This window comes from Pseudomonas sp. FBCC-B1667 (genome assembly GCF_059133255.1).
The window spans coordinates 3,677,148-3,693,673 of sequence record NZ_CP101437.1; the positions used below are offsets into that span (position 1 = coordinate 3,677,148).

Annotated in this window: 20 protein-coding genes; 11 read left to right on the plus strand and 9 right to left on the minus strand. The window is 56.9% G+C overall.

The window, feature by feature from the left end:
* Positions 1 to 98: 98 nt before the first annotated feature.
* Complete coding sequence (locus NL116_RS16735; RefSeq protein ID WP_494373148.1) at positions 99 to 1,634, plus strand: EAL domain-containing protein; 1,536 nt, start codon at positions 99 to 101, stop codon at positions 1,632 to 1,634.
* 232 nt (positions 1,635 to 1,866) lie between these two features.
* Positions 1,867 to 2,232: a histone-like nucleoid-structuring protein, MvaT/MvaU family gene (locus tag NL116_RS16740; RefSeq protein ID WP_494373149.1), complete on the plus strand. Its 366-nt coding sequence runs from the start codon at positions 1,867 to 1,869 to the stop codon at positions 2,230 to 2,232.
* Positions 2,233 to 2,406: 174 nt separating this feature from the next.
* Here NL116_RS16740 and NL116_RS16745 read toward each other — a convergent pair whose 3' ends face one another.
* Entirely contained in the window at positions 2,407 to 2,931 is a 525-nt protein-coding gene (locus NL116_RS16745; RefSeq protein ID WP_494373150.1) for a DUF4946 domain-containing protein, read from the minus strand.
* A gap of 145 nt (positions 2,932 to 3,076) precedes the next feature.
* Between NL116_RS16745 and gloA the strand changes: the two genes are divergently transcribed.
* Positions 3,077 to 3,598: a lactoylglutathione lyase gene (gene gloA / locus NL116_RS16750; protein WP_494373151.1), complete on the plus strand. Its 522-nt coding sequence runs from the start codon at positions 3,077 to 3,079 to the stop codon at positions 3,596 to 3,598.
* 69 nt (positions 3,599 to 3,667) lie between these two features.
* Here gloA and ahpF read toward each other — a convergent pair whose 3' ends face one another.
* The 3 genes from ahpF to NL116_RS16765 form a co-directional block, all read right to left on the minus strand.
* Positions 3,668 to 5,233: an alkyl hydroperoxide reductase subunit F gene (ahpF, locus tag NL116_RS16755; protein ID WP_494373152.1), complete on the minus strand. Its 1,566-nt coding sequence runs from the start codon at positions 5,231 to 5,233 to the stop codon at positions 3,668 to 3,670.
* A gap of 137 nt (positions 5,234 to 5,370) precedes the next feature.
* Positions 5,371 to 5,934, minus strand: a complete 564-nt coding sequence (gene ahpC / locus NL116_RS16760) for an alkyl hydroperoxide reductase subunit C (protein ID WP_090183539.1) — start codon at positions 5,932 to 5,934, stop codon at positions 5,371 to 5,373.
* Between the two features lie 150 nt (positions 5,935 to 6,084).
* Positions 6,085 to 7,023, minus strand: coding sequence for a site-specific integrase (locus NL116_RS16765; RefSeq protein WP_494373153.1), 939 nt, complete (start codon positions 7,021 to 7,023; stop codon positions 6,085 to 6,087).
* A gap of 178 nt (positions 7,024 to 7,201) precedes the next feature.
* Here NL116_RS16765 and NL116_RS16770 point away from each other — a divergent pair, with 178 nt between their 5' ends.
* On the plus strand, positions 7,202 to 8,212 hold the full coding sequence (locus NL116_RS16770; protein WP_494373154.1) for a DNA-binding protein: 1,011 nt from the start codon (positions 7,202 to 7,204) through the stop codon (positions 8,210 to 8,212).
* Here NL116_RS16770 and gorA read toward each other — a convergent pair.
* Positions 8,209 to 9,567 (minus strand): glutathione-disulfide reductase, encoded by a 1,359-nt coding sequence (gorA, locus tag NL116_RS16775; protein WP_494373155.1) that lies wholly within the window; start codon positions 9,565 to 9,567, stop codon positions 8,209 to 8,211. The genes NL116_RS16770 and gorA overlap by 4 nt on opposite strands.
* A gap of 131 nt (positions 9,568 to 9,698) precedes the next feature.
* Complete coding sequence (gene galU, locus NL116_RS16780) at positions 9,699 to 10,538, minus strand: UTP--glucose-1-phosphate uridylyltransferase GalU (protein ID WP_010460715.1); 840 nt, start codon at positions 10,536 to 10,538, stop codon at positions 9,699 to 9,701.
* A 294-nt stretch (positions 10,539 to 10,832) separates the two neighbouring features.
* Between galU and NL116_RS16785 the strand changes: the two genes are divergently transcribed.
* Positions 10,833 to 11,021, plus strand: a complete 189-nt coding sequence (locus tag NL116_RS16785; RefSeq protein WP_494373156.1) for an SH3 domain-containing protein — start codon at positions 10,833 to 10,835, stop codon at positions 11,019 to 11,021.
* Positions 11,022 to 11,160: 139 nt separating this feature from the next.
* A complete protein-coding gene (locus NL116_RS16790; RefSeq protein WP_494373157.1) occupies positions 11,161 to 11,442 on the plus strand; it encodes a hypothetical protein in 282 nt (93 codons plus the stop codon).
* A gap of 8 nt (positions 11,443 to 11,450) precedes the next feature.
* Here the strand turns inward: NL116_RS16790 and NL116_RS16795 are convergent, their stop codons facing one another.
* Both NL116_RS16795 and NL116_RS16800 read right to left on the minus strand, forming a co-directional pair.
* Positions 11,451 to 11,681, minus strand: a complete 231-nt coding sequence (locus NL116_RS16795; RefSeq protein WP_027922990.1) for a hypothetical protein — start codon at positions 11,679 to 11,681, stop codon at positions 11,451 to 11,453.
* A gap of 72 nt (positions 11,682 to 11,753) precedes the next feature.
* On the minus strand, positions 11,754 to 12,110 hold the full coding sequence (locus tag NL116_RS16800; RefSeq protein WP_494373158.1) for a hypothetical protein: 357 nt from the start codon (positions 12,108 to 12,110) through the stop codon (positions 11,754 to 11,756).
* Positions 12,111 to 12,322: 212 nt separating this feature from the next.
* Between NL116_RS16800 and NL116_RS16805 the strand changes: the two genes are divergently transcribed.
* The 5 genes from NL116_RS16805 to ada all read left to right on the plus strand — a co-directional run bounded on the left by NL116_RS16805 (position 12,323) and on the right by ada (position 15,447).
* Entirely contained in the window at positions 12,323 to 12,625 is a 303-nt protein-coding gene (locus tag NL116_RS16805; protein WP_007946189.1) for a DUF1883 domain-containing protein, read from the plus strand.
* A 30-nt stretch (positions 12,626 to 12,655) separates the two neighbouring features.
* On the plus strand, positions 12,656 to 12,832 hold the full coding sequence (locus NL116_RS16810) for a hypothetical protein (RefSeq protein WP_155953714.1): 177 nt from the start codon (positions 12,656 to 12,658) through the stop codon (positions 12,830 to 12,832).
* 125 nt (positions 12,833 to 12,957) lie between these two features.
* Positions 12,958 to 13,626, plus strand: coding sequence for a 2OG-Fe(II) oxygenase (locus NL116_RS16815; RefSeq protein ID WP_494373159.1), 669 nt, complete (start codon positions 12,958 to 12,960; stop codon positions 13,624 to 13,626).
* Positions 13,627 to 13,629: 3 nt separating this feature from the next.
* Positions 13,630 to 14,295, plus strand: a complete 666-nt coding sequence (alkB, locus tag NL116_RS16820) for a DNA oxidative demethylase AlkB (protein WP_494373160.1) — start codon at positions 13,630 to 13,632, stop codon at positions 14,293 to 14,295.
* A gap of 87 nt (positions 14,296 to 14,382) precedes the next feature.
* Complete coding sequence (gene ada / locus NL116_RS16825) at positions 14,383 to 15,447, plus strand: bifunctional DNA-binding transcriptional regulator/O6-methylguanine-DNA methyltransferase Ada (RefSeq protein ID WP_494373161.1); 1,065 nt, start codon at positions 14,383 to 14,385, stop codon at positions 15,445 to 15,447.
* Here the strand turns inward: ada and acuI are convergent, their stop codons facing one another.
* On the minus strand, positions 15,448 to 16,431 hold the full coding sequence (gene acuI, locus NL116_RS16830; RefSeq protein WP_494373162.1) for an acrylyl-CoA reductase (NADPH): 984 nt from the start codon (positions 16,429 to 16,431) through the stop codon (positions 15,448 to 15,450).
* Positions 16,432 to 16,526 lie beyond the last annotated feature (95 nt).

Sequence of the window (16,526 nt, forward strand, 5' to 3'; positions counted from 1 at the left end):
GGCCAACTATCATGGCCACTACCTGAACTCTTTATGGGAGGCGTGTTGTCGTCCTGCCCGCAGTTGAGAGCCCTGTTTCTGTGTGAGAGATTTCGCGAATGCCACTGAGTGCCAAAAGCCGTCGCCCGTTGCGCATCCGCATTATGGTGACCCTTCTGTGTGGATTGCTCCCCGTGATGTTGGGCTTTGGCATTCTCTATCTGCAGGCTGAACGGGTTCTTCAGCACAGCACCCGGGTGACGGCAGATGAAGCGCTGCGCCAGTTCGAACTGATGCTGGACAATACGGCGCAGTCCGCGAACGAGTTGCTGCCGCTGGCTGGAAAAAACTGTGACGACGTCAAATTGGCCCTGCGTGAACAGGTCACCCGCCGGCCGTTTGTGCGTTCGTCCAGTCTGGTGTGGGAGGACAACCTCTATTGCAGTTCGTTGTTCGGTGACTCGCAGCAGAAGGTCAGCGGCGACGACTTTGTGCAGGGCAAGTTGTGGCTCATGCATGGCAACCCGGTCACCCCCGATACTGCCGTGCTGGTGTATCGCGCCAGTGAGGGAAAAGGGGCCGCACTGACGACGCTGGACGGCTACCACTTGACCAACATGTTGCGCCTGATAGGTCGCGATACAATACTGCTGTTGCAAGTGGGGCCAAATTGGTTGTCCGTCGACGGCAAAGTTCACGAAGGCGCCTTGCCCGCCTTGCCCCTGGCTGAAAGCGTACTCACGTCCTCGCGCTATGCCTTTACAGTCGCAGCCGGTTTCCCCAAGGGAGAAAACTGGCGCTACATGGCCAGCGAATACCCACCGCTGTTCAGCTTGCTGATTTTTTTTGGCGTGGCATCGGGCGCCATCGGATATGTCTTGCAACGGCGCTCCTGGTCTCCTACGCACGAGATGCAGCGAGCCCTGGCAGCCGAGGAGTTTGTGCCCTGGTTTCAGCCAGTGGTGCATGGCGATACCCGGAAGTGGTCTGGCACTGAAGTGTTGATGCGCTGGAAACATCCTAAAGAAGGGCTGGTACGGCCCGATCTGTTCATCCCGTTCGCCGAAGACTCAGGGTTGATCGTGCCCATGACCCGCTCACTGATGCGACAGACCGCACAGCTGCTTGGACCTGTTTCGTCGTCTTTTTCCGAACCCTTTCACATCGGCATCAATATCACCGCCAGCCACTGCAAGGACCTGGAACTGGTCAAGGACTGTCGTGAGTTTCTCAGCGCCTTTGCACCCGGTTCCATCTACCTGGTGCTGGAACTCACCGAGCGTGAATTGATCAAGCCCAGCGCCATTACGCTTGAGCTTTTTGAACAACTTCATGCACTGGGCGTGATGATCGCGATTGACGACTTTGGTACCGGGCATTCCAGCCTGGGTTATCTGCGACAGTTCAACGTGGACTTCTTGAAAATCGACCAGAGTTTCGTGGCCATGATCGGCATCGATGCCCTTTCACGACACATTCTGGATACCATCATCGAACTGTCGGCCAAGCTCGACCTGGGGATCGTCGCCGAAGGCGTGGAAACCGAAGAACAAAGAGACTATCTGACCGCCCACGGCGTGAACTTCCTGCAAGGTTATCTGTTCGGTCGACCGATGCCCGGCACTGAATTCATTAACGCATTAACCCACCATTAACTAATGGTTTTAGGCGACACCCATCGACAACGCGCACCAAATTGAATCAAAAGACTACTGTTGTTACATGAAGAAAACGTCAGGATTTACTCTTGGCCAATTAACTACTACAATTTTTCATACCTGTGCAATATGGGCAGGTGAGCCACTATCACCGAGTCGCTTCAAGGCTCTTGGCTTATAGCTTTGTTTGCGGTTGGTATCAGCCAAACACACTATTGGAGTAAAGATATTGTCCAGACTCGCTGAATTTCGTGCAGCTGAAAAGGCCCTTCAGGAGCAGCTAAAGCAGCTGGAATCGCTGAAGAACGATGCCGGGCTCAAGAAAGAAATCGAATTCGAAGAAAAGCTCCAGGGACTGATGAAAACCTACGGCAAGAGCCTGCGTGACATCATCGCCATCCTCGATCCGAACCCGGCAAAATCCGGTCTGCAACAAGCAAAAGCGCCTAAAACCCGCCGCGCTCGCGTGGTTAAGGTCTATCAAAACCCCCACACCGGTGAACTGATTGAAACCAAGGGTGGCAACCACCGCGGGCTGAAAGCCTGGAAGGAACAATACGGTGCCGCCACTGTTGATTCCTGGTTGCGCGGTTAAGGCTTGCGGTTATAAAAAAGCCCTGCCAATGCAGGGCTTTTTCATGGATACCCACTCAACGCAACGATCTGCCAGGATCAACTCGCAACTTACTGATTAACTTTGTGCTTATTGCCTTTAGGTATCTAAAAATGTCGGAAACCGACAAAACCCGCTGACGCGTAAACCACGCGACTAAAGTTTCAGGCTGTTACGGACGGCCTCGATTTCTTCCTGACTTGCCTTATAAGCCTCGGCCTGCCCCGCGTACGAAAGAACATAGGCTTTATCCTCGCTCACTGCCCCCACCAATGTTTGCGACAGCACGTGCCGCCCGTTTTGGGTAATGGTGCAGGTTGTTTCCAGTGCCGACAGGCGGCTCAATGTCGCGGGATGTATTGTGTTGCAGACACTTTGATAACCGCTTTGAAAGAAGTCTTTTTGTACCGCCTTGCGCATCTCCAGCAAAACACCCTGCACATTGACTTGATGACCGCTCTCGACTTGAGTCATCGTCAACTCCATGACCATGACGGGCGTGCCGCTTTGATCGTTTTTGACCGCACGTTGACGGGAAACAGCCGGGGTCGCGCCTTCTTGCGCTAGGTTTTCGACTTCCCACCCTCGTGGCCACGGTACTTGAGGCGCCTCTGCGTGAACGCTGGCCACTGCTGCAAAGACACCCAGCAGGACAAAGATCGGCTTACAGAATCGAACCATTGCACTAAACACTCACGAATTGAACCTTAAAGTCTGAGCCTCGCCCGCCTGTCAGGCAATAGCAGACCGTTTAGGTTTGGTGATGTCAGAGCCCTTGCGTATTATTGTGACCATTCGTTAGCCCCACTTATTTTCCGGAGGGCCCATGAGCCTGCACGAATTGAACACCTTCCCAGGCGTCACCGCCCAGCCTGACACCGCCACCCAGGAGTTCGTCTTCAACCACACCATGCTGCGGGTCAAGGACATCACAAAGTCCCTGGATTTCTACACGCGCATCCTTGGGTTCTCGCTGGTGGAAAAACGCGATTTCCCGGAAGCGGAATTCAGCCTGTATTTCCTGGCTCTGGTCGACAAGAAGCAGATCCCGGCCGACGCTGCCGCTCGCACAGAGTGGATGAAGTCGATACCTGGCATTCTGGAACTGACCCACAACCACGGCACCGAGAACGACCCTGATTTCGCCTACCACAACGGCAACACCGACCCGCGTGGTTTTGGTCATATCTGCATCTCCGTTCCGGACATTCGCGCGGCGTGCGAACGTTTTGAAGCGCTGGGCTGCGACTTTCAGAAGCGCTTGAATGATGGGCGCATGAAGAGCCTGGCCTTCATCAAGGACCCGGATGCTTACTGGGTTGAAATTATCCAGCCTGCTCCGCTGTAAACCAACTGCGCAAGGCACACAAAAAACCCCATGATCACTCATGGGGTTTTGTGTTTTCAGCGACGACGTTCAGGCCGGGGCCGAAGTCCGGATCAGGTGATCGAATGCGCTCAAGGAAGCCTTCGCACCCTCACCCACCGCAATCACGATCTGCTTGTACGGCACGGTGGTCACGTCACCGGCGGCGAATATGCCCGGCATCGACGTTTCACCGCGAGCATCGACGATGATCTCGCCACGTGGCGACAGCTCGATAGTGCCCTTGAGCCAATCGGTGTTAGGCAGCAAGCCGATCTGCACGAAGATGCCTTCTAGGTTGACCGTGTTGAACTCGCCCGAATCACGATCCTTGTAGACCAGACCGGTCACCTTCTGGCCATCACCCTTCACTTCACTGGTCAGTGCGCTGGTAATGACGGTGACGTTCGGCAGGCTGAACAGTTTGCGTTGCAACACCGCGTCAGCGCGCAGCTTGCTGTCGAACTCCAGCAGCGTGACGTGGCTGACGATACCGGCCAGGTCGATGGCCGCTTCAACGCCGGAGTTACCGCCACCGATCACCGCCACGCGTTTGCCCTTGAACAGCGGACCGTCGCAGTGCGGGCAGAAACAGACGCCTTTGGCTTTGTATTCCTGCTCGCCCGGCACGCCCATTTCACGCCAGCGCGCACCCGTGGCAAGAATCAGCGCCTTGGTTTTCAGCGTTGCGCCGCTTTCAAAACGGACTTCGTGCAACTCGCCGGAATTTTTCGCCGGGATCAGTGCCGTGGCACGTTGCAAGTTCATGATATCGACGTCGTATTGTTTGACGTGCTCTTCGAGCGCGCTGGCCAGTTTCGGCCCTTCGGTTTCCTGCACGGAGATGAAGTTTTCGATGGCCATGGTGTCGAGCACCTGCCCACCAAAACGCTCTGCCGCCACGCCGGTGCGAATGCCCTTGCGCGCCGCGTAGATAGCCGCTGCTGCACCCGCTGGACCACCACCGACGACCAATACATCAAAGGCTTCTTTGGCGCTGAGCTTCTCGGCTTGACGCTCGACACCAGTGGTGTCGAGCTTGGCGAGGATTTCTTCCAGGCCCATGCGCCCCTGGCCGAAGTTCACGCCGTTCAGGTAAACACTGGGCACCGCCATGATCTGGCGTTCATCGACTTCGGCCTGGAACAGCGCACCGTCAATGGCGACGTGGCGGATGTTGGGGTTCAACACGGCCATCAGGTTCAGCGCCTGGACCACGTCCGGGCAGTTCTGGCAGGACAGCGAGAAGTACGTCTCGAAGCTGAACTCGCCTTTGAGTGAGCGAATCTGTTCGATCACTTCAACGCTGGCCTTCGAAGGGTGGCCGCCGACTTGCAGGAGCGCCAACACCAACGAGGTGAATTCGTGGCCCATCGGGAGGCCGGCAAAGCGCAGGCTGATGTCGGCGCCAGGGCGATTGATCGAGAACGATGGCTTGCGTGCATCATCACCGTTATCGAGCAAGGTAATTTGGGTGGAAAGACTGGCAACGTCTTTCAACAGGTCGAGCATTTCCCGGGATTTCGCACCGTCGTCGAGGGAAGCAACGATCTCGATCGGCTGGGTGACCCGTTCCAGGTACGATTTCAACTGGGCTTTAAGATTGGCGTCCAACATACGGGCGATTTCCTTTCTGGTATTTCATGAAAAACAGACATAAAAAAACGCCCGAGCGAATCTCGCCCGGGCGTTTTTGGGGGCGGTTGCAGCTTACTTAAGTGCGGAAACCCGCCCTGATGTTGCGACCCACAGACTTAGATCTTGCCGACCAGGTCCAGGGACGGAGCCAGAGTGGCCTCGCCTTCTTTCCACTTGGCTGGGCAAACCTGGCCTGGGTGAGCAGCGACGTACTGGGCAGCCTTGATCTTGCGCAGCAACTCGGAAGCGTCACGGCCAACGCCGCCATCGTTCAGTTCAACGATTTTGATCTGGCCTTCAGGGTTGATCACGAAGGTGCCACGGTCAGCCAGGCCTGCGTCTTCGATCAGCACGTCGAAGTTGCGGGAGATGGCGTGAGTCGGGTCGCCGATCATGGTGTACTGGATTTTGCCGATGGCTGGCGAAGTGTTATGCCAGGCAGCGTGGGCAAAGTGGGTATCGGTGGAAACGCTGTAGATCTCGACGCCCAGTTTCTGGAACGCGTCGTAGTTATCAGCCAGGTCTTCCAATTCGGTCGGGCAAACGAAGGTGAAGTCAGCCGGGTAGAAGAAAACGACAGACCATTTGCCTTTCAGGTCAGCGTCCGACACTTGAACGAAGTCGCCATTTTTGTAGGCGGTAGCATTGAACGGTTTAACTTGGCTGTTGATGATAGGCATCGATGACTCTCCGTCAGGGTTGAAAAGTTGGGTTAACAAGTTGATGGGGTGAATCCTACCCACTCGATCCCCGGATGGCTCATTGGCAAACCTCATGCTGCTGATTTGTTTTCGCTATTAACCGACGGTATTAATAGAAGAAAACGTGATCTACAGCGTCAAGGGCTTTTCCTTGAGTTGAGCCATACCGAGAAACGGGCTCGCTTCAACATAGCGCATGGCGGACTTCATATCCTTCCAGCCCACGTAACTCATCAACGACTTCAAGTCCCAACCGCTCTGATGAGCCCAACTGGCAAAACCGCGGCGCAGGGAGTGGCTGGTGTAGTGCTCGGCGGAAATGCCTGCACGCTTCAGCGCCTGGCGCAATAGCGGGATGACGCTGTTGGCGTGCAACCCCTCCTCGCTCAAGTGACCCCAGCGGTCGATGCCTCTAAACACCGGCCCGCGAACCAATGCAGCCTCGGTGATCCACTGGATGTAGGCGTTCACCGGACAAAGGCGCTGCAAGGCTGGGGTCTGGTAAGTCTTGCCAAGGTTCTCGCGATCGCTCTTGGTGCGCGGCAAGTAAAGCGTGATGCCCGAACTGGCGATCGCCTGAACGTGCTCGATCTGTACACGGCACAGCTCATCACTGCGAAACCCGCGCCAGAATCCCAGGAGAATCAGCGCCATGTCGCGCCTTGCTCTTAACAGAGCCGGTTGATCATCTTGAGATTTGGCGGTCTGCGCTTCCAGCTCCAGCCACGCAACCACCTGCTCCAGGTGCTGAAGTTGCAAAGGTTCGGCCTGTTTCTCCTGAGCCGGGTGCAACGCGCGAATGCCCTTGAAGACCTTGCGCACCACCGGCGCCTTGGTCGGATCGGCAAACCCCTGGCTGTTGTGCCATTGCGCCAGCGCCGACAAACGCAACTTCAGCGTGTTGATCGACAACTCCCCGGCATACGCCACCAGATAGCGCGCAACGCTGTCGGCGGTGGCCGGCAGAAACCCGCCCCACGTGACTTCGAAATGCTCAATGGCTGCCCGGTAGCTGCGCCGGGTGTTATCGCGCGTGGCGGCCTGAAGGTATCGATCCAGATCAGTCATGAGCTCAATTCTCTAAAACGTACCGCGTTGACGGGCGCAATCGTGCCGTGCACTGCATGACACGGGGTAATACCAGTATATCCCGCATGACAAACTGACATCATTTAACTTTATCATTCAGATGGTACACTGTGTACTTTAGTGGCATGTACCACAGTACGAAATCGTAGGAGAACTCATGGCTCGTGGCGGCGTAAATAAAGCAGTGGTGCAAGCAGCACGGTTGGCGATACTCGCCCGTGGCGAGAACCCAAGCATCGATGCAGTGCGGATCGAAATGGGCAACACTGGCTCGAAAACCACGATCCATCGCTACCTGAAGGAACTGGATGACGGTCGCGAACGGGCCGAGCCCGTGACAGAAGCCATCGATGACGAGCTGACGGACCTGGTTTCGCGCCTGGCCCATCGCCTGAAAGAGAAGGCCCAGGAATCTATCGACCAGGCTCGCGAGCAGTTCGACCAGCAGCGCAAAGCACTGGAAAACCAGCTCACAGAAGCCCAGGAAGCCAATGCCGAATTGCATCAACAGTACGAGATGCAAAGCCTGGCGCTGACCCAGGAATCCGAGTCACTGCAAGAAACCCGCTCTATGCTGCAAACCGAGCAAACCCGCAACGCCGGCTTGAATCAGGCGCTGGCTGGCTTCGAATTGCGCTTGCAGGACAAGGACGAGCAGATTCGCTCACTGGAAGAAAAACACCTGCACGCCCGCGAGGCCCTGGAGCACTACCGCAATGCCGTCAAGGAGCAGCGCGAGCAGGAACAAAGCCGCCACGAAAGCCAGGTTCAGCAGATTCAGATGGAGCTGCGTCAGGCGCAGCAAAGCGCGATGGTGCGCCAGGACGAGATTACGCAGTTACACCGCGACAATGAGCGCTTGTTCACCGAAAACCGCGGATCTCAGAGGGAGCTGAGCCTGCTGCAGGATCAACTCAAGCAAACCAATAGCCGGCAGGACCAACTGCTGGAACAGGTCAACCGCATCGATAGCGAACGTACCCTCCTCCAGGAACGCTTGCGCGTCGCCCTGCTGGAAAGTCAGTCGCTGAAGCAAAGTGTCGACGAGCAGTCGCAGGCTAACAAAGCATTGGAAGTTGAATTGCTCAAGACTCAGGCGAGCCTCGATGAAAGCGTGCGCCTGGCGGCGGCGGCTGCAACAGCGCCAGACGCAGCTAAGGACGATTAACCGGCGACAGGCGTACGCATGGTGACGAACTCTTCAGCCGCCGTCGGGTGCACCCCGATGGTTTCGTCGAAATCGCGCTTGGTCGCCCCTGCCTTCAAGGCAATCGCCAAGCCCTGGACGATCTCACCAGCATCCGGTCCTACCATGTGGCAACCCAATACCTTGTCGGTCTTGGCATCCACTACCAACTTCATCAACGTGCGCTCCTGGCATTCAGTCAGGGTCAGCTTCATCGGGCGGAAACGGCTTTCGTAGATCACCACCTCGTGGCCGGCTTCTCGCGCGTCTTCTTCGCTCAAGCCAACGGTGCCAATGTTCGGCAGGCTGAACACGGCGGTCGGAATCATCTTGTAATCCACCGGGCGATATTGCTCAGGCTTGAACAAGCGTCGAGCCACGGCCATGCCTTCAGCCAAGGCAACTGGCGTCAGCTGCACACGACCGATCACATCGCCGAGCGCCAGGATCGACGGTTCAGCCGTCTGATACTGATCATCGACCTCGACAAAACCTTTCTTGTCGAGTGTGACACCGGTGTTTTCCAACCCGAGGTTATCGAGCATCGGACGCCGGCCAGTCGCGTAGAACACGCAATCCGCCTCTAGCTCGCGACCATCCTTGAGCGTCACCTTCAGACTGCCATCAGGCTGCTTGTCGATACGTTCAATATCGGAGTTGAATTGCAGGTCCATGCCACGCTTGGTCAGCTCTTCCTGCAAATGCTTGCGCACCGCACCGTCAAAACCGCGCAGGAACAGCTCACCGCGATACAGCAATGTGGTCTGGGCGCCCAACCCATGGAAGATGCCGGCGAACTCAACGGCAATATACCCGCCGCCGACCACCAGAACGCGCTTTGGCAGCTCTTTGAGGAAGAACGCCTGGTTGGAGCTGATTGCATGTTCGTGCCCCGGGATTTCCGGGATCTGTGGCCAGCCACCGGTCGCAATCAGAATGTTTTTAGCGGTGTGGCGCTCGCCATTGATCTCGACCGTGTGCGGATCGACGATTTTGGCGTGACCTTCATGCAAGGTGACGCCGCTGTTGACCAGCAGGTTGCGGTAAATGCCGTTCAGGCGATTGATTTCACGGTCCTTGTTGGCGATCAGCGTGGCCCAATCAAACTGCGCCTCGCCCAGCGTCCAGCCAAAACCGGACGACTGTTCGAAGTCTTCGGCGAAGTGCGCACCGTAGACCAGCAACTTCTTCGGCACACAGCCGACATTAACACAGGTGCCGCCCAGATAGCGGCTCTCGGCCACGGCCACTTTCGCGCCAAAACCGGCGGCAAACCGCGCAGCTCGCACACCACCGGAACCGGCGCCAATCACGTACAAATCAAAATCAACGGCCATTTTCAATCTCCTCGGCAGTCCACAAGCATACCCGCAGACGTTCGCCGGGCAAGTGTTGCAAACGATATGGGGCCAGAAAATGAAAAAGCCACCCGAAGGTGGCTTTTTCAGTACAAGCAGGTCAAACGCTATCAGTAAGCCTTGCCAGTCTTGTAAAAGTTTTCGAAGCAGAAGTTGGTCGCATCGATGTAGCCTTCAGCACCACCGCAGTCGAAACGCTTGCCTTTGAACTTGTAGGCCATCACACAGCCGTTCTGGGCTTGCTTCATCAGGGCGTCGGTGATTTGGATTTCACCACCCTTGCCTGGCTCAGTTTGTTCGATCAGGTCGAAGATGTCCGGAGTCAGGATGTAGCGACCGATGATCGCCAGGTTCGACGGCGCATCTTCCGGCTTTGGTTTTTCGACCATGCTGTGAACGCGATAAATATCATCGCGAATCATCTCGCCGGCAATAACGCCGTACTTGTGAGTCTCTTGTGGGTCGACTTCCTGAATAGCGACGATCGAGCAGCGGAACTGCTTGTACAGCTTGACCATCTGGGTCAGAACGCCGTCACCTTCAAGGTTTACGCACAAGTCATCCGCCAGCACCACGGCGAACGGTTCGTCACCGATCAGTGGGCGACCGGTCAGGATCGCATGACCCAGGCCTTTCATTTCGGTTTGACGGGTGTAGGAGAACGAGCAGTTGTCGAGCAACTTGCGGATGCCGACCAGGTATTTCTCTTTGTCGGTACCTTTGATCTGGTTTTCCAGCTCATAGCTAATGTCGAAGTGGTCTTCCAGAGCACGCTTGCCACGACCGGTAACGATGGAAATTTCGGTCAAACCGGCATCCAGAGCTTCTTCAACGCCGTACTGGATCAGTGGCTTGTTTACCACCGGCAGCATTTCTTTGGGCATGGCTTTAGTCGCTGGCAGGAAGCGAGTACCGTAACCGGCTGCTGGGAACAAGCATTTCTTGATCATATAAGTCCTTGAAAGGGCTGTGTGTACGAGTTTCGGCGCAGTCTAATCAGGCGGCGTGCACCTTACAATGCCCCGCACTGGCTAACCGATGCCAACATAGAGAAATATTCCCGCGGATAGTTCCGCATATTGCTGCGCAGATTGTTCCGTTGCCTCTAATAGATAGCAGATAACCCGGAACCTGCACTGGCGATCCCGCCAGGCATGCAATCGCACCACCATACGCCCATCAGCACTCTCTGGGTGCATTTGGCGCTATCATGGCGCAATTGAACAAGCCAACGAGGCAGATAGATGTCGGAAGCAAAAAGCATCAACGGGTTCCTGATCAAACAGAAAGACGGCCAATGGTGGATAGAGAACTTCGGCGGCACCGAGACTATCACCGGCCCGTTCCCTACCGAAGCACTGGCGATTGAAGTGGCATCCGTATTGCAGCTCGAACACCCAACCGTCAAACGCCGCGGTAAAGACAAGACTTGATCTGAACCGGTTTCTGACCAGGCCCTGCTTTGCGCAGGGCTTTTTTGTGGCCACCTGCAAAGAAGTGGCCCTTCGCTATAACCTTTTGATGCCAGCGCTGTCACAGGCTTAGCCCCATCATCCTGACGACGACCACGACATGACTAAATTTTTGCCTCTGATTGCAGTATTGGCCCTGAGCGGCTGCGCCACCTCAGAAACCGCTTACCTGAAAAACGGTGAACAGGGGCTGGCCATCGATTGCTCCGGCGAAGCCAACTCCTGGGCCACCTGCTATGAAAAAGCCGATGCCTCCTGCGCTGGCACCGGCTACCGAATCGTCGGGACCGATGGCACGCCGTCAACCAAGGAAAGCGACAAGACCCTGGGCGTTGACGTTGGCAACTTCAAGAACCGCAGCGTCGTGGTGGTCTGCAAGTAAGCCCGACGCTACATATGGATTTCAGCGAACTTGATCCCGAGACCGCGCACGGTCTCGATCAAGTCGTCGAGACGGCTGAAAGATTCCACTTCGTCGTTATCGTCCACCAGAAAATAACTGCGCCCGGCGCTTTTCTTGAAAAACACGATCCACTCCCCTGGATTCGCCGGATTCTGAATCACGTGGGTGGCAGAGATGTGACCCTCTGCATGTCGCTCCCGAACTTGCTCTCGCTTCATGCCTGACTCCAGAAATGACAATGCCGTCAAAGCACAGCCTTGACGGCATCGATGTAGATTGTCGCTAGTCTATCAGCCGGAAATACAGGTATTCGCTGCTTTCTGCACGTCCTTGGGACGCACCGGCACATTGGACATACGCTCATGCAGCTTGATGCTGCTGCCACCGGAGCGCTCTTCAATATCAAAGACGGCAGCCGGGTCTGACGAAAACTTCGCCGGAACAATCACGCGCACCCCATCTTTGTGCGGCTCAACTTGCAATGCACCACGGCTATCGGCCAGTTGCTCAACCAGGCACTGGGCATACTCATGGGGCTTCTTGCCTGAGATCACGTTCATGGTCGGCAGCGTCTCGTTGATCTCCGTAACACTGGCACAGCCACTCACGACTAACGCCAACGGCAGGACTAGCACACCCCATTTCATACAAAACCTCCGATAAAGACCCTCGGACAGCACAAATGCTGATTTTCTCCGAGGCGCCCCGCTTTTATCGCTCACAGAATTCCGATTAACTGTTTTTAATTGTCAAAGCGAACCATGACGACCCGATAATAACCTGTCCGGGCTGATAAACTGCGCCAATCGACCATGCTATCGTTTTGATTTTGTAGAAAAAGCCCATCTGGAGGCGCCTCATGAAATTTATCCACCAGCGCGAGCACCTCAATGAAGACGACATCGTCGTCATCCAGTGCTCCCAAACGTGCAACATCCGCTTGATGAACGACGCCAACTTCCGCAGTTTCAAGAACGGCGGCCGTCACACTTACCACGGCGGTGCATTCGATACCTTCCCGGCCCGGATTACCGCGCCGAGCACCGGTTTCTGGAACATCACCATCGACACGGTCAACCGCCGACCGATCAGCGTGACCCGCAAGCCGACCCTGACTCACTCGATCAAGATCATCCGTCGCTCCAGCACGAAACTCAGCTGAGTAACGCCCCGCACACGAAACAAGGCAGGTATGACCGTGGCTCAAACGACCAAATACGTCATCAAATACAAACTCAATGGTGAACGCCGCTTCGAGTTTGCCCAGCTTGAAAACGGCACCGCCGAAGAAGCCAAGGCTGCGCTCGACGCCATTCATGGCCAGAGCGACGATGTCATCAGCGAGATCAGCGTCAGCAAAGCCCTGTAACAGCCCCCGGAGCGACAGCATGGATGTCTGCTCCCGTGTCTGGAGTTTGACCGCAAGCGCCGGAGTGTTCGCCCCGCCGCCGCTGCCTAGACTGGCCACCTCAACCTTTGGTTAGGAGTCAGAACATGCTGGAGCAACAACTCGATCAGGATGGCTGCGCCATTATCAGATCGCTCCTGAGCGCCGAAGACTGCGACAAGATCAGCGCCTTCTACGCGCAGCCCGGGCTATTTCGTTCACAGGTGATCATGGCTCGTCACGGTTTTGGCCGCGGCGAGTACAAATACTTCAAATACCCTCTGCCGGATCCCGTCACTCGCCTGCGCAGCGAGCTCTACCCCAGTCTGGTGCCGATTGCCAATCGCTGGCACGAATGCATGGGCCTGCCAACGCGATTTCCCGCCACGCATGAAGCCTTTCTGCAGCGCTGCCATGCCGCCGGTCAGGAACGCCCGACACCCTTGTTGCTGCAATATGGTCCGCAGGACTACAACTGCCTGCATCAGGACCTGTACGGCGAACATGTCTTTCCGTTGCAAGTGGCGATTCTTCTGTCAGAACCTGACGAAGATTTCACCGGTGGCGAATTTGTGCTCACCGAGCAACGTCCACGAATGCAGTCACGCCCTCTGGTCATGGACCTGAAGAAAGGCGATGCCTTGATCTTTGCCGTCAGCCAGCGGCCGGTCAAAGGTGTTCGCGGGTATCACCGGGTGAACATGCGCCACGGCATCAGTCGCCTGCACAGCGGAAAACGGCATACCCTTGGAATTATCTTTCACGATGCGTTATGAGCCATGAGCCCCTCTACCTTGGATTTGTTTGCCGACATCGCCCCCGAGCAACCGCCACGGCGCGAGCAGATCAGTGAACAAGCCTGCGTCTTGCGCGGCTTTGCGCTGCCCTGGCTGGACTCGTTATTGGTCGCGCTGGACGCGATTCTGACGGCCGCGCCGTTTCGGCAGATGGTCACCCCCGGCGGTTTCACCATGTCTGTGGCCTTGAGCAGTTGCGGAGCCCTGGGCTGGACCACCGACCGAAGCGGCTACACCTACACGTCCAAAGACCCACAGACCGGACAGCCCTGGCCTGCGATGCCAGAGGTGTTTTTCGAACTGGCCCAAGCCGCGGCACGCGAAGCAGGATTCGCGGATTTTGTTCCAGATTCGTGCCTGATCAACCGCTATGTCCCCGGCACCAAAATGTCTTTGCACCAAGATAAAGACGAACGTTCCTACGCAGCGCCGATCGTTTCAGTATCGCTAGGGCTGCCGGCGACATTCCTGTTCGGTGGTTTTAAGCGCAGCGATAAAAGCCAGCGTGTAGCCCTGTTGCATGGCGATATTGTGGTCTGGGGTGGCGTCGACCGCTTGCGCTATCACGGCGTACTGCCGATCAAGGATGGGTATCATCCGAGGCTGGGGGAACAACGGATCAACTTCACCTTTCGCACCGCCGGATGAATCGCTCGAATTTGACCGCAAGACCCGGAGTGCCACGCCCCTCCCGCCTGATTAATCTGAATGAAACGGGTCAATGGAACTACAGTCATGACAACTCATTCGACTAAAACAGCTACCGAAATCGATCCTCGCTGGGCCGCCGTCGTTGCGCGCGATCCAGCCGCAGACGGGCAGTTTGTCTACGCAGTAAAAACCACCGGCATCTATTGCCGCCCGAGCAGCCTGGCGCGCTTGCCGAACCCGCAGAACGTCGAGTTTTTCGACACGCCGGAGCAAGCCCAGGCAGCCGGTTATCGTCCCAGCAAACGTGCAGCTAAGGACCACAGTGATGTTGCCGCCCAACACGCGGCCACCGTGTCAGCCGCCTGCCGGCACATCGAATCCGCCGACAATCTGCCGGCACTCAATGACCTGGCGGACGCAGCGGGCCTCAGCAGCTTTCACTTCCATCGAGTGTTTAAAGCCATCACCGGGCTGACACCCAAGGGTTACGCCACGGCGCATCGCTCACGCAAGGTTCGTGATCGTCTGGCCGATGGCGGCTCGGTCACCGATGCCTTGTACGACGCTGGCTTCAATTCCAACAGTCGTTTCTATGAAGCGGCGGATAATCTGCTCGGCATGAAGCCGGGTGACTATCGCGCTGCCGGGCAAAACAACGACATCCGCTTTGCCGTCGGCCAGTGTTCTCTGGGGGCCATTCTGGTGGCGCAAAGTGAACGCGGGGTGTGTGCGATTCTGCTGGGGGATGATCCGCATCAACTGGTCTGCGATCTGCAGGACAAGTTTCGGCGTGCCAATCTGATCGGTGCCGATCATGTGTTCGAGCAACTGATCGCTCAGGTGGTAGGTTTTATCGAAGCGCCGGCCCTTGGTCTGGATTTGCCGCTGGATGTGCGTGGCACTGCGTTCCAGGAGCGTGTCTGGCAAGCTCTGCGTGAGATTCCCGCCGGCTGCACGGCTAGCTATGCCGAGATCGCCCAACGCATCGGGTCGCCGAAAGCCGTGCGCGCCGTGGCACAGGCCTGCGGTGCGAACAGCCTGGCGGTGGCGATTCCTTGCCACCGCGTGGTGCGCAGCGACGGCAATCTGTCGGGCTATCGCTGGGGGGTTGAGCGCAAGCGCCTGTTGCTGGAACGCGAGACGCGCTGATCAGCGATTGACATCGACCACCACCCGCCCGCGCAACTGCCCGGCCAGCAGGCGCGGCGCGGCATCGATGGCTTCGCTCAAACCGATTTCATGACTGATCAGCGGCAACAACGCGAAGTCCAGATCCTTGGCCAGTCGATTCCAGGCCAGTACTCGCTTGGCCTTGGGCTGGGTCACGCTGTTGATCCCGGCCAAGGTCACGCCACGCAGAATGAACGGGGCGACCGAGGCCGGGAAGTCCATGCCTTGCGCCAGACCGCACGCCGCTACTGTGCCATTGGCCTTGGTGCTGGCACAGGCATTGGCCAGCGTGTGGCTGCCGACCGAGTCAATCACCGCCGCCCAACGCTCCTTGGCGAGCGGTTTGCCGGGTTCAGACAAGGTGGCGCGGTCGATGATTTCGCTGGCGCCCAGTTGTTTCAGATAATCGTGTTCCGAGGTGCGACCCGTGGAAGCGACGACGCGGTAGCCCAGCTTGCTCAGCAACGCGATGGCAAAACTGCCGACACCGCCGTTGGCACCGGTCACCAGCACTTCACCTTGATCCGGCGTCACGCCGTTATGCTCCAGCGCCAAAACACTCAGCATTGCCGTGTAGCCGGCAGTACCGATGGCCATGGCTTGGGCGGCGGTAAATGCCTTCGGCAGCGGGATCAGCCAGTCGCCGTTCAAACGCGCCTTCTGCGCCAATCCACCCCAGTGCCCTTCGCCCACCCCCCAGCCATTGAGGATCACTTGATCACCGGCCTTGTAGTCCGGGTGATCGCTGGTTTCGACCGCGCCTGCCAGATCGATCCCCGGCACCATCGGGAATCTTCGCACCACCGGACTGCTGCCGGTGATTGCCAGGCCATCCTTGAAGTTCAGCGTGCTGTAGGCCACGCGGACCGTTACATTTCCTTCGGGCAATTGATCGTCATTGATCTCTTGCAGTGTGGCCCGATAACCGCTGTCGTCTTTGTCGATCAAAATACCCTTGAACATCGTCGCCTCTCAATGGAACCAATCAGGATGTGGAACCCTTGAAATACCATAAAGAAACATTTCGCCGTACAAGACTTTAAGCCAAACCGCTGACC